At 62.5% G+C, this 14249-nt stretch carries 2 protein-coding genes; both read right to left on the bottom strand.

The genetic code is table 11. The features are described 5' to 3' along the window. Positions 1-36: 36 nt before the first annotated feature. Positions 37-861: an alpha/beta fold hydrolase gene (locus tag EAH78_RS27960; protein WP_140670997.1), complete on the bottom strand. Its 825-nt coding sequence runs from the start codon at positions 859-861 to the stop codon at positions 37-39. 183 nt (positions 862-1044) lie between these two features. Further along, positions 1045-14028, bottom strand: coding sequence for a non-ribosomal peptide synthetase (locus EAH78_RS27955; protein WP_140670995.1), 12984 nt, complete (start codon positions 14026-14028; stop codon positions 1045-1047). Between the last annotated feature and the right edge of the window lie 221 nt (positions 14029-14249).

The raw sequence follows: 14249 nt of genomic DNA, 5'->3' as shown, positions 1-14249 counted from the left end.
GTTAAATGTGGGAGCGGGCTTGCTCGCGAAGAACGATTACACGGTCTTGCAGGTTCTCTCAGCCAAAAACTTCAGCAGCGCCTCAGTGACAAACCCTGGATTCTCCAGACTGGAAATATGCCCCGCCTCCGGCACCAGCACTGACGGACACCCAATCAGCTCAGCCATTTCCTTCGCTTCCGACGGCGGCCGCGGCTTGTCCTGATCGCCACACATCACCAGCGTGGTGTCAGGATTCAACGCCCCCAGACGCGGCAACAGATCATCCCGCGCAAACGTAATCCGCCCCATCGGCACCACGCTTTCACGCAGACGCTGCGGCGGCAGCGCAGCCAGCTTCGCGCGGAAATCCTGATACAGCGCCGACTGCGGATCGATGCCCGGACGGAAGAAGATCGGCACCACGATGTCGAGCAACGGCGTCGAGATCACGCCGGTGTCTTCGATCTGTTTGAACAACGAGAAATAGTACTGGCGAGTCGGTTCCGGCTCCACCCCGAGGTAGGTGTCCATCAGCACCAGACCGTTGATTCGCTGCGGTGCCGACAGTGCCAGCCGCGCGCCCCACATGCCACCGACAGACAGCCCGACCAGCGTGACGCGATCGATGTCCAGATGATCGAGCAACGCCAAGGCCTGACGCGCAATGTCGTCCAGCGATTGCGTGCCTGCGGGCAGCGGCCCGGATTCGCCGTGGCCCCACAGGTCCAAGGCGATGACCCGGTAGTGCGGTGACAGGGCAGCAATTTGTGGGGCCCACATGGCTTGATCCCACAGGTAGCTGCCGGCCAGCAGGACCGCCGGGCCGGTGCCTTGATCCAGGTAATAGAGGGGTTGACCATCAATCGTTGCGAAGGGCATTGACTGTTTCCTTGGTGAAAACTGGAACGGGGGAGACTGTGCCGCAGTGGACCCATAGTCAACACTTGGAGTGTCTGTACCGGCCCCTTCGCGAGCAAGCCCGCTCCCACATTTGTCCTGCGAACACAGGTCAAATGTGGGAGCGGGCTTGCTCGCGAAGAGGCCCTGACAGGCGCTAAAAAACTAGAACCCTTCCAACGCCGCCATCAGGTCATTCAGCCGATCAGCCTTCTCCTCGGTGATCTCATTCGCCGCCAATCCATCAATGTATGCAGCCAACTCCGCCACCGTGCTGCACTCGAACATTGCCCGCAGCGGCACATCCCGTTGCAGCACTTTCTGCACCCGCGACGCAATCTGCGTCGCCAGCAACGAATGCCCACCCAGTTCAAAGAAGTTGTCACGCACACCGACCTTCTCGACTTTCAACACTTCAGTCCAAATGTCCGCCAGCGCCTGCTCCAGCTCGTTACGCGGCGCCAGATAATCCTGACTCTGCGACTGGCCGATCTCCAGCGCCGGCAGCGCCTTGCGATCAAGTTTGCCGTTCGCGTTGAGCGGCATCCGATCCAGCCACAACCAGTGCAGCGGCACCATGTATTCCGGCAATTCGACACGCAGGCGTTGCTTGATCCGCTCCAGGCGTTCGGTCGGATTGAGCGCAGAATCAGCCGCGACCAAATAGCCGACCAGATGTTTGCCATTCACCCCTTCCTGCACCCCCACCGCGGCTTCGCGGATCTCCGGCTGTTCGTGCAGGCGCGCTTCGATTTCCCCCAGTTCAATGCGGTACCCGCGAATCTTCACTTGATGGTCGATACGACCGACGTACTCCAGCACTCCGTCACTGCGTCGACGGGCCAGGTCGCCAGTGCGATACAACCGCTCCCCCGGCGCCCCAAATGGGTTCGGCACAAACACCTGCGCAGTGCGTAACGGATCACTCACATAGCCGCGACCGACACCGGTGCCGGCCACGCACAACTCACCCACCGCGCCCAGTGGCACCAGTTCCAGCGCGCCATCGAGCAGGTACAAACGGTTGTTGTCGGTCGGCGTACCAATCGGCAAATAGCTGCCGCGCGTCGAGGCCAGGTCGACGCGGAAGAACGCCACGTCGTCCGAGCATTCCGCCGGGCCATAAGCGTTCACCAAACCGATCTGCGGGTAGCGCAACAGCCATTGGTGCGCCAGTTCCGGCGGCATCGCTTCACCGGTTGGCAGCATCCAGCGCAGACCATCGAGGCTCATGCGTTCGTGGGCGAGCATGCCCTGGATCAGCGAAGGCACGCTTTCCAGCACGGTAATGCCTTGCGCCGAAACATGCGCCAACAGCCCTTGCGGATCATGGGCGATGGTGTTCGGCACGATGTCCACCCGCGCACCGAACAAGGGCGCTGCAAGGAACTGCCAGACTGAAATGTCGAAGCTTTGCGAAGCGGTCTGGGCGATCACATCCGCATCGCTCAAGTTCAGGTACGGCACCTTGCTCAACTGGTTATTGAGCATGCCGCGCTGCTCGACCATCACGCCTTTGGGCAGACCAGTGGAACCCGAGGTGTAGATCACGTAGGCGAGGTTATCCGGCCCGCTGTAGCGGCCCGGATTGGCCACCGAAACAGCGCTCGCCTGCACCTCCTCCCAGACCAACAACTTGGACCGCCGGGCGCAACCGGACTCGTCCAGCAACGCCAGTGCCTGTTCGCGGCAGGCCTGAGTGCACACCAGCAACGGCGTACGGCTCAGATCGATGATCCGGCTCAAACGTTGACTCGGCAAACCCGGATCCAGCGGCAGGTAACCGGCACCGGCCTTGAAGCTGCCGATGATCATGCCGAGCAAATCGAGGTCACGTTCGGCCAGCAACGCCACCGGTTGATCCAGCCCGACACCGGCCGCGATCAGGGCGTGGCCGAGGCGGTTGCTGCGCTGGTTCAGCTCGACGTAGCTGTGTTGCTGATCGAGGCAGCTCGCGGCGATCCGTTGCGGATGCCGAGCGACTTGCGTTTCGAACAACGCGACATAGCTCTGTTCCAGCGGGTAGTCATGTTCGCTCTGGTTGCAGCCGTGGACCAGGAGGTCCTGCTCCTCGGTCCCCAGCAACGGCAAGTCGGCCATGTCGCCATGGAACCCTTCGACCAGCGCCAGCAGCAAACGCTTGAACTCACCAAGCATGCGCTCGATGGTCGACTCGTCGAAATAACGCTGGTCGTAAGACAGGTGCAAGCCCAGGTCATCGCCCGGATAACACACCGCCGTCAGCGGGAAGTTGGTGTGGGTGCGGCCCGAATCCGAGGTCGCGTTGAGGCTTTGCGCACGGTCCAGTACCGACATTTCCACCGGGGCGTTCTCGAACACGAACAGGCTGTCGAACAGCGGCTGACCTTTGGGCAGTTCACTATTTTCCTGAATGCTCACCAATGGCAGGTATTCGTACTCACGCAGCTGCATGTTGCTGTCAAGCAAACCGCTGAGCCATTGGCGCACGCTGCAACGCTGATCGTCTTCGGGCATTTTCACCCGCAACGCAATGCTGTTGATGAACAGCCCCACGGTGCGTTGCATCTGCGGCATGTCCACCGGGCGCCCGGCCACGGTGACGCCGAACAGCACGTCACGATCACCGCTCAAGCGCCGCAGCACCAGCGCCCACGCCGCTTGGGCGAAGGTGTTGATGGTCAACTGATGCGCCTGCGCCAATTCACGCAATTGCGCACCGTCATGGGCATCGAGCCGGGTGTAGCGGTCGCCGACGATCATGCCGCCGCTGTCGCCGGCGTGCTCACGCAGGAACGGTCGATCGCTCGGAATCGGCGTGGTCCGTTCGAAGCCTTGCAGGTTGGTTTTCCACCACTGCCGCGCTTCGGCCAGGCTCTGGCGTTGCAGCCAGCCGATGTAGTCGCGGTAACGCGGTGCGACGGCCAATTGCGCTTCGCGTCCTTCGCCGAGGGCGGTGTAGATGTCGAAGAAATCGTTCATCAATAGCGAACGGCACCAGGCATCGATCAGGATGTGGTGGTTGCTCATCATGAACCAGTAACGCGCCGCGCCGACCTTGATCAAACGCAGGTGAAACGGGGCCTGATTGAGCAGATCGAAGCCGGCCTCACGCTCGCTTTTCAGCAAGGCCTGCAACGTCGGTTCTTGCTCGGTTTCAGCCATCGCGCTCCAGTCGAGGTACTCGATCGGCGTGCTGCCCGGTTTGTGGATAACCTGCAGCATGTCTTCGCCGACGTTCCAGCAGAATGACGCACGCAAGGCTTCGTGACGGGCAATCACCGCTTGCCAGGCCTGGGCGAAACGCTGCGGATCGAGCTCGCTGTTGATGCGGTAGCGGTCCTGCATGTAATAGAGCCCGGTGCCCGGCTCCAGCAAGGTGTGCAACAGCATGCCTTCCTGCATCGGGGTCAGCGGGTAAACGTCTTCGATCACGGCGGCCGGAACCGGCAGCGCATCGAGTTGCGTCTGGGTCAGTTTCGCCAGCGGGAAGTCCGACGGGGTCAGGCCACCCGCGTCGTCTTGCAGGCAATGTTCGATCAGGCTGTGCAGTTCACGTACGTAAGCGTCAGCCAGGTCGGAGATCGTTTGCGGATCATGGCGTTCTGCACTGAAGGTCCAGCGCAGCACCAGTTCACCACCGTAGACCTGACTGTCGACGCTCAGCTCATTGGGCAGCGGCGCGTGCGGATCGTGGGCCGCGCCGACCGCTTCATCCAGCGGACGGAACAGGGCATCGGCGCCAAAGCTCTGGTCGAACTGACCGAGGTAGTTGAAGGTGATCGGCGCGACCGGCAGTGCGGCCATGGATTGGCGACAAAAGTCATCGGCCAGATAACGCAACACGCCATGCCCCAAACCTTTGTGCGGCACGGCACGCAGTTGCTCCTTGATCGCCTTGATCGAGTCGCCCTGCGCGCTCATCGGCGTCAGGCGCAGCGGATAGGCGCTGGTGAACCAGCCGACGGTGCGGGTCAGGTCGATTTCGTCGAACAGGGTTTCGCGGCCGTGGCCTTCCAGTTGAATCAGTGTCGATTGGTGGCCGCTCCAGCGGCACAGCACGCGGGCCAGTGCCGTCAAAAGCAAATCGTTAACCTGCGTGCGGTAAGCGCTCGGGGCCTGTTGCAGCAATTGCCGAGTGCGTTCGGCATCGAGGCGTACGCTGACGGTGTCGGCATGACGATTCTGCCGTTCGCCCTGCGGACGCTCGCAGGGCAACTCAACGCTTGGGCCGGCCAGTTGCGCCTGCCACCAGCTCAGTTCTTCGCGCAGGGATTCGCTGCCGGCATAGGCCTGCAAACGGGCCGCCCATTCTTTGAATGCACTGGTTTTCGCTGGCAGATTGACCGATTGCTGCGCGTCCAGTTGACGGTAAACCGTTTGCAGATCATCCAGCAGCACGCGCCACGAAACGCCGTCGACCACCAGGTGGTGAATGGCGATGAACAGCCGTTGTTGCTCCTCAGGTCCATCGACCAGCAGCGCACGCAGCAGCGGCCCTGCTTCGAGATCAAGGCTGCGCTGGGCATCGACGAACAGCGCCGTGCATTGGTCCATCGACGAAACATGGACTTGCGACACCACGGGGACATCAGACACCGGTTGGTGCTCGGCGCGCCATTGCGCATCGGTTTGGGTGAAGCGCAGGCGCAAGGCGTCGTGCTGTTCGATCACCGCCAGCAGCGCTTGCTCAAGACGATGAGGCTCCAACGCCACGGTCGGTTCCAGCAGCAAGGCCTGGTTCCAGTGTTGGCGCTCGGGGATGTCGGTATCGAAGAACCAGTGCTGAATCGGCGTCAGACGCGATTCACCGGTGAGCAGGCCCTGCTCGGCGATGACCTGTTCGGTAAGGGTCGCCACTGCGGCCAGCGTCTGCACAGTCTGGTGCTGGAACAGGTCACGCGGGCTGAAATGGATGCCCTGCTGCCGCGCCCGGCTGACCACCTGAATCGACAGAATCGAATCGCCGCCGAGTTCGAAGAAATTGTCATTGAGGCCGACCTGCGCGACGTTCAGCACTTCGCACCAGATCGCCGCCAGGGTCAGTTCAAGTGCACTGCTTGGCGCAACGTACTGCTGACGATTCAGCTCCGGGTCCGGTGCCGGCAATGCACGGCGGTCGAGTTTGCCGTTGGCGGTCAGCGGCATGCTGGCCAGCAGGATCAGGTGCGTGGGCACCATGTAATCCGGCAACTGGGATTTGAGGTGCGACTTGAGGGATTCGCGCAGTGCGGCGTGTAGCGCTTCGTCCTGCTCGGCGACCTCGGTGACCAGATAACCCACCAGTTGCTTGCCGCTCGGTGCGTCGAGGGCCAGCACCACGGCTTCACGGATCGACGCGTGTTCCAGCAGACGCGTTTCGATCTCGCCCAACTCGATGCGGAAACCGCGAATCTTCACTTGATGGTCGATGCGTCCGAGGTACTCCACCAACCCGTCGGCACGCTGACGAACCAGGTCGCCGGTGCGGTACAGGCGTCCGCCATTGTTGGCGAACGGATCGGCGACAAAGCGTTCGGCGGTCATGCCCGGACGCTGATGATAACCCTGCGCCAGACCCGCGCCGCCGACGTACAACTCGCCGGTCGCACCTTGTGGCACGAGCGCCAGATCGGCGTCGAGAATGTAAGCCACCCGCGCGCCGATCACGCTGCCAATCGGCACACTGCCAAGACCCTCTTCCAACTGTTCAGGTGCGAGACTGGCCAGCGGCATGACCACGGTTTCGGTCGGGCCGTAAGCATTGAAAAACAGGTTTGGCTTGAAGGCCGCGCGAATCCGCGCCAGGTGTTCGCCGGTCAGGGCCTCGCCACCGGTGATGCACATGCGCACCGGCAGGGTTTCATCCTGGGTCGCCAGCCATTGCGCCAACTGGCTGCCGTAGCTCGGGGTGAAGCCGAGGATGTTGATGTGATGTTGACGAATCAGCTCGCAGATTTCTTGCGCATTCCACTGCCCTTGCGCACGCAACACCACCTGCGCACCGCTCAGCAACGGCACCAGCAAACGCTCGGTCGCGGCGTCGAAGTTGATCGAATAGAAGTGCAGTTCGCAATCGTCCGGGCGCATGCCGAAGCGTTCGATCACCGCTTGGCAATGCATGGCGATTTCACCGTGAGACACCACCACCCCTTTCGGTTTGCCGGTGGAGCCGGAGGTGTAAATCAGGTAGGCCTGATGTTGCGGCAGGCTGGTGAACGGCAGCTCGGTGGTCGGGTAATTGACCAATCCGGCCGTGTCCTCTTCCAGGCACCAGCGCGCGACCGTTGCCGGCAACTCACCGAGGGCTTCGAGCATTGCCGCATCACTGAGCAATACACCGATGCCGCTGTCTTCGATCATGTAATGCAAACGGTCCAGCGGGTATTCCGGGTCCAGCGGCACATAGGCACCGCCGGCCTTGAGGATCGCCAGCAGGCCGATGACCATCTCCAGCGATCGCTCAAGCGCCAGGCCAACGCGCACCTGCGGGCCAACGCCACGCTCGCGAAGCATCCAGGCCAGTTGATTGGCGCGGCTGTCGAGTTCGGCGTAACTCAGGGTCTGCCCGGCAAAGGTCAGGGCCGGCGCATCCTTGCGCGCCAGCGCCTGCTCGCTGAACAGGTGATGAATGCACTGGTCGAGGCGATGCTCGCCCGGTTCGACGCCAAGGCTATCGAGCAATGCTTGCTGTTCGCGGGTGTCGAGCAACGGCAATTCACTGAGGCGCTGTCGCGGGTCGGCCAGCAACGCTTCCAGCAGATTGCGCCAGTGCCCGGCCATGCGCGCAATGCGCGGTTCATCGAACAGATCAGTGCTGTAGGTCAGGCAGCAACCGAGACGATGATCGAGGTCGGTGACTTCCAGGTTGAGGTCGAACTTGGTCGCCCGCGCATCGTTGGCCAGGTACTCGACGGTCATGCCGGCCAGGGTGCGGCTCTGCTGGAATTCCCAGCGTTGCACGTTGCACATCACTTGGAACAACGGGTTGTACGCGGCACTGCGCGGTGGCTGCAACGCTTCGACCAAGTGGTCGAACGGCAGGTCCTGATGGGACTGGCCTTCGATCACGGTGTGGCGCACCTGCTCGAACAACTCACCGACGGACATCTGCCCGTCGAGTTGGCAACGCAGCACTTGGGTGTTGAGGAACGCACCGATCAGCCCTTCGCTTTCCGGGCGGATCCGGTTGGCCACCGGCGCACCGATGCGCAGATCAGTCTGGCCGCTGTAGCGGTAAAGCAGCACGGCCAGCGCGGCGGTCATGGTCATGAACAGGGTCAAACCGTTTTGCGCATTGAAGGCGCGCACGCGTGCCGCCAGGTCATCGCTCAGGTCGAAACGGAACAGTTCGCCTTGGTGACTTTGCACCGGTGGACGCGGTCGGTCCGCCGGTAATTCCAGCAGCGGATGCTCACGACCCAGTTGGGCCGTCCAGTAATCGAGTTGGCGCTGACGCTCGCCGGACTCCAGCCACTGACGTTGCCACACACTGTAATCGAGGTATTGCACCGGCAACGGCGCCAGCGGTGATTCGCGGTCATCGACGAAGGCTTCGTAGAGCGCGCTCAGTTCCCGGGCAAAGATGTCCATCGCCCAGCCTTCGGTGACGATGTGGTGCAGGGTCAGCACCAGGTAATGTTCGTGTTCGGCGGTCTTGACCAGGCAGGCGCGCAGCAGCGGACCGGTTTCCAGATCGAACGGCATATGCGCCTCATCGTCAGCCAGTTGCTGGACACGTTGCTCGCGCTGGTCGACAGCCAGTGCGGAAAAATCCTTCCAGTCCATGCGCATTCCGGTTTGCCCATGCACCTGTTGCCGGGCCACGCCGCCGACGCTCGGGAACGTGGTGCGCAGGGTTTCGTGGCGCAGGATCAACGCTTGCAGCGCCGCTTCGAAACGCCCGGCATCGAGTACACCACGCAACCGCGCCATGCCACCGACGTTGTACGCCGGGCTGTCCGGTTCCATCTGCCAGAGGAACCACATGCGTTGCTGGGAGTAGGACAGCGGCACCGGTTGGCTGCGGTCGACTTTCTCTATGGGTGGCTGTTGGTTGGTTTTGCCGCTGACCTGAATCAACTGGACCTGATCGGCAAACGCGCCCAGTTCACTGTGCTCGAACAACGCACGCAACGGCAGTTCGACGTCGCAGGCCTGGCGGGTGCGGGAAATGATTTGTGTGGCCAGCAACGAGTGACCGCCGAGGGCGAAGAAGTCGTCACGCAGACCGATCTGCGTCTGGCCCAGCACTTCGCGCCAGATGCCGGCGATCTGTTGCTCAAGTGCGGTGGCCGGTTCGACGTGTTCGCGCTTTTGCCATTGCGGTTCGGGCAGCGCGCGACGATCAAGCTTGCCGCTTGGGCTCAGGGGCATTTGCTCCAGTCGCATCAGTTGCGCCGGGACCATGTATTCCGGCAGCTCGGACGCCAGCGCGGTGTTCAGGCGTGCACCTTGAGCGTCTTCGGTTTCGCTGGTTTCTGTGGCGGTGTAATAACCGATCAACTGCCCGCCGACCGCCGTCTCGCGCACCAGCACCACGGCTTGCGCGACGCCCTCCTGCGCCAGCAACCGCGCTTCAATCTCTTGCGGTTCGACGCGGAAGCCGCGCAGTTTGACCTGCTGATCGAGACGGCCGAGGTATTCGATCACGCCATCAGCAGACCAGCGCGCGCGGTCGCCGGTGCGGTACAGGCGTGCGCCCTGCTCGCCCAGCGGATCGACGACAAAGCGTTCAGCCGTCAGCCCCGGACGCCCCAGATAACCGCGCGCCAGCCCGATGCCGCTGATGCACAACTCACCGGGTACGCCGGCCGGTACAGGATTGAGGTCGCTGTCGAACACGCGGCAGATGACGTTGCCCAACGGACGGCCAATCGGCGAACGCTCGCCATCGGCCGTGGTGCACTGCCAGTGGGTGACGTTGATCGCGGTCTCGGTCGGGCCATAACGGTTGTGCAGTTGCACGGCGGGCAATTGTTCCAGCACAAGGTTGCGCAGTTCCGCCGGCAAGGCTTCGCCGCCGGAGAATACGCGGCGCAGGCTGGTGCATTGCGCGGCGAGCGGTTCGTCGATGAACAACGAAAGCAAGGGCGGTACGAAGTGCAGCGTGGTCACGCCGTACTGCTGTACCAACTGAGCAATGCGATGCGGATCGCGGTGTTCACCGGGACCGGCCATCAACAAACGGGCGCCGGTGATCAGCGGCCAGAAGCACTCCCACACCGACACGTCGAAGCTGATCGGCGCCTTTTGCATCAGCACGTCAGTGTCGTTCAGGCGATAGATGTCTTGCATCCATTGCAGTCGCTCGGCCAGCGCCGCGTGCGTATTGCCGACGCCCTTCGGCTGGCCGGTGGAGCCCGAGGTGTAGATCACGTAGGCAAGGTTGGCTCCGTGCAAATGCAGCCCCGGCGCATGGCTTGGCCAACAGTCGAGGTTGAGCGCGTCCATGGCAATCACGCTGACGCCCTCGGTGGCCGGCAGACGTTCAAGCAATCCGGTTTGGGTCAGCAGCAATTCGACGCCGCTGTCGTCGAGCATGTAGGCCAGGCGTTCGGCCGGGTAGTCCGGGTCCAGCGGCACATACGCGCCACCGGCCTTGATGATCGCCAACAGACCGATCAGCAATTGCGGCGAGCGATCCACGGCGATGGCCACGCACACGTCCGGGCCGACACCTTTGTCGCGCAGGTAATGCGCGAGGCGGTTGGCGAGGCTGTGCAGGTCGGCGAAGTCCATGGCGCCGCCGTCCCACATCAGGGCGGTGCGTTGCGGTGTCAGTTTCGCCTGTTCGTTGAGGCGTTGCGGCAGCCATTGGCTGGCCGGCGTGCAAGGTGCCGCGCTCCAGGCTGTTTGCTGAGCGTGCTCGCTCGACGTCAGCAGCGGCAGGTCGCCGATGGCGGTGTCGGGTTGTTCGCAAATGCCGCGCAGCAGGTTGCTGAAGTGTTCGGCCAGAAGCACGATGGTCGATGCGTCAAACAATTCGCTGGCGTAGTCGAAGGACAGGCTCAGGCGGCCCTTTTGGTCTTCCTCGCTGTGCAGTTGCAGGTCAAACTTGGCTTCGCGGCTGTGCCACGGCAACTCTTCGGCGAGCAATCCCGGCAGCCGGCGCAGAGCGCTCAAGTCCCGTTGCTGGTGGTTGAACATGACCTGGAACAGGCCTTGTTCGCGAGCTTGCGGGAAGGCTTCGAGCAGTTGCTCAAACGGCAGGTCCTGATGCGCCTGGGCGCCTAATGCGTGCTGACGGGTTTGCGCCAACAGCTCGACAAAAGGCTGTCGGGAGTCCACTTCGGCACGCAGCACCTGGGTGTTGATGAAGAAGCCGATCAACCCTTGGGTTTCCAGGCGTGGACGGTTGGCATTTGGCACGCCGATGCGAATGTCGCGCTGGCCGCTGTAGCGGTGCAACAGGCTCTGGAACGCGGCGAGCAGCAGCATGAACGGGGTTGATTCATGCGCCTGTGCGGTCCGGTGAATGGCATCGCTCAAGGTCGCGTCCAGCTTGACGCAATGACGGGCCGCGTTGTGAGTGTGCTGTGCCGAACGCGGGTGGTCGGTGGCCAGATTGAGCGTCGGATGCTCATCGCCCAACCGCGTTTTCCAGTAAGCCAGTTGGCGCTCACCCTCCCCTTGCGCCAGCCATTGGCGCTGCCAGCTGCCGTAGTCGGCGTATTGGGTCGGCAACGCGGGAAGCTTGGCTTTTTGTCCCTGAGAGGCGGCGGCGTACAGGCGCGAGAACTCGTCGATCAACACGTTCAGCGACCAACCGTCAGCGATGATGTGATGCATCGTCACCAGCAATTGGTGATCCTCATCATCGAGGCGCACCAGCGTCACCCACAGCAGCGGGCCTTTCTCCAGATCAAATTGGGTGCGCGCCTCGTCCTCACGGATGTGCTCGGCGCGGGCTTCACGCTCGGCGGCCGGCAAGTCGCTGATGTCGATCAATTGCAGGTTGAACCCGGCGGCGGCATCCACCTGTTGCAACGCCACGCCGTCACGTTCGAAAAACCGCGTGCGCAGAGACTCGTGGCGCTCGATCAGTTGCTGGAAACTGGCGCGCACTGCGTCTTCATCCAGCTCGCCATGCAAGCGTAACGCACCGGGAATGGTGTAGGCGCTGCTGTGCGGGTCGAGTTGCCAGGTGATCCACAGGCGGTTTTGCGCCAGGGATTGCGGCATGGCTTCGGTGCGCGATAACGGGGTGATCGCGCCTTGGGCGAGGCCGCCATCCTGTTGTTGCTGAGCCACAGCATTTGCGAATGCGCCAAGAGTCGGCGCTTCGAACAGCAGGCGCAGGTTCAGCTCCAGGCCGAGGGCTTCCCGCAGACGCGCAACCACTTGGGTGGCGACGATGGAGTTGCCGCCGAGCAGGAAGAAGTGGTCGTCGGCATGGATCTGTTTGACCTGTAATTGTTCGCACCAGATCTGGCCGATCAGGGTTTGCAACTCAGAACCGGACTCGGCGTTTGCTTCACGCTCGGCGAGCGCTGACGGAAACAGCGCATAGCGGTCGAGACTGCCATCCGCCAGACGATTGCGGCACGCCGAGCGTTGCAACTTGCCGCTCGACGTCTTGGGCAGCGCGCCCGGATTCAGCAGCAGCACCACGCCCGGCGCTTCTTGATACGCCTCGGCCACGGCTTGACGGATGGCTTTGATCAGCGCTTCGGGCGGCAGGATTTTCTGCACGCTGCGGCTGATTTCGGCGGCGATGCCAATACCTTCCTGCCCGTCGATGTTGACCGCGAATGCCGCGACGCGACCTTTGCGCACCACCTCCACTTCGCGCTCGATGGTCTGCTCGATGTCCTGCGGATAGAGGTTGTGCCCGCGAACAATCAGCAGGTCTTTCAGGCGCCCGGTGATGAACAGTTCGCCGTCGCGCATGAACCCCAGGTCGCCGGTGCGCAACCAGGTTTGGCCGTTGTGCTGGACGAACGTCTTGGCACTGGCCTCGGGGTTGCGCCAATAGCCGAGGGCGATACTCGGCCCGGTGGCCCAGACTTCACCGACAGCATTCTCAGCCTGCTCAGTGAGCGCAACCGGATCGACAATCAACACCGCGTGATCCGGTTGGCTGATACCACAACTCATGATCGCGCTGCCCTCGCCCGACTCCGCGCGGTTTTGCGCCAAGGCTTGATCGTCCACGCGCAGGTTGCCAATGCCTTGCCCACGAGGGCTGCCGGCCACGAACAGCGTCGCTTCAGCCAAGCCGTAGGACGCCATGAAACTGTCCGGGGTAAATCCGCACGGGGAGAATTTCTCGGCGAAGCGCTCCAGGGTGTCGAGACGAATCGGCTCGGAACCGGAGTACGCCACGCGCCAGCCGCTCAGGTCGAGCCGCTCCAACGCTGATTCACTGACTCGCTCGCTGCACAGCCGATAGGCAAAATCCGGCCCGCCGCTGATGGTGCCGCCGTACTCGCTGATCGCTTCCAGCCAGCGCAGCGGCCGGCCGAGGAAGTACGCCGGCGACATCAACACGCACGGCACGCCGCTGAAAATCGGTTGCAACAAACCGCCGATCAAACCCATGTCGTGGTACAGCGGCAGCCAACTGACGATCACGTCGTCCGGGTTCAGATCAATGCCAAAGCCGTGGCGAATCAGTAATTCGTTGGCCACCAGATTGCCGTGGCTGACTTGCACGCCCTTGGGCAACGCGGTGGAACCGGAGGTGTATTGCAGGAAGGCGATGTGGCTGTCTTCGAGGTTCGGTTCGGCCCAGCGATCCGCCAATGCAGCCTCGAGGGTGTCGACGCAGAGCAGCGGCGGCGCGCCTTCGATCTGCTGCAACGCGTCGCGCAGATCCGCGCTGGTCAGCAGCAAGCGCGGTTCGGCATCGCTGATGATCGACAGCAGACGTTCCTGGTGGTGACGCTTGGCCGACTCCGGCGGATAGGCCGGCACCGCAATCACCCCCGCATACAGGCAGCCGAAAAACGCGGCGACGTAATCCGGGCCACTGGGAAACAGCAACACCGCGCGATCGCCAAAATCCGCCTCGGCTTGCAATGCGCCAGCAATGGTTCGTGCACGCTGATCCAGTTCGCGATAGCTGAGGACTACCGCCTGATCCGGGGTGTCGGCAAGAAAACGCAAAGCCACCCGATCCGGCGTCAGGGCCGCGCGGCGCTGTAGGGCTTGGACCAGTGAGCTTGGGAGTTCGAACGCGTCGGTCATGAGGTTTCCTGCCTGATTTCGGCTTGCAAGTGGAATCGGTTTTCTGACGTCACGCCCCATGGGAAGGCGTGCAGGACGCGGTCTTCACCGACCGCGCAAGGCATTGGGAATGCGGCTGTGGCCGGGATTTGTCCAGCGCCTTTCACCAATGAGAACGGATGGCGTCTGCCAATAATTAGTCGACGGGCCGGATAGCCAACGTGGATGGAGGGGGCAAGCGA

This window comes from Pseudomonas arsenicoxydans (assembly GCF_006438915.1).
GTDB lineage: Bacteria > Pseudomonadota > Gammaproteobacteria > Pseudomonadales > Pseudomonadaceae > Aquipseudomonas > Aquipseudomonas arsenicoxydans_A.
Note: the sequence above shows the minus strand (reverse complement) of the source record. Positions and strands in the feature narration are given on the sequence as shown.

Coding starts and splice junctions, on each gene's coding strand:
- EAH78_RS27955 (WP_140670995.1), bottom strand. CDS start 14,028: ATGACCGACGCGTTCGAACTCCCAAGCTCACTGGTCCAAGCCCTACAG.
- EAH78_RS27960 (WP_140670997.1), bottom strand. CDS start 861: ATGCCCTTCGCAACGATTGATGGTCAACCCCTCTATTACCTGGATCAA.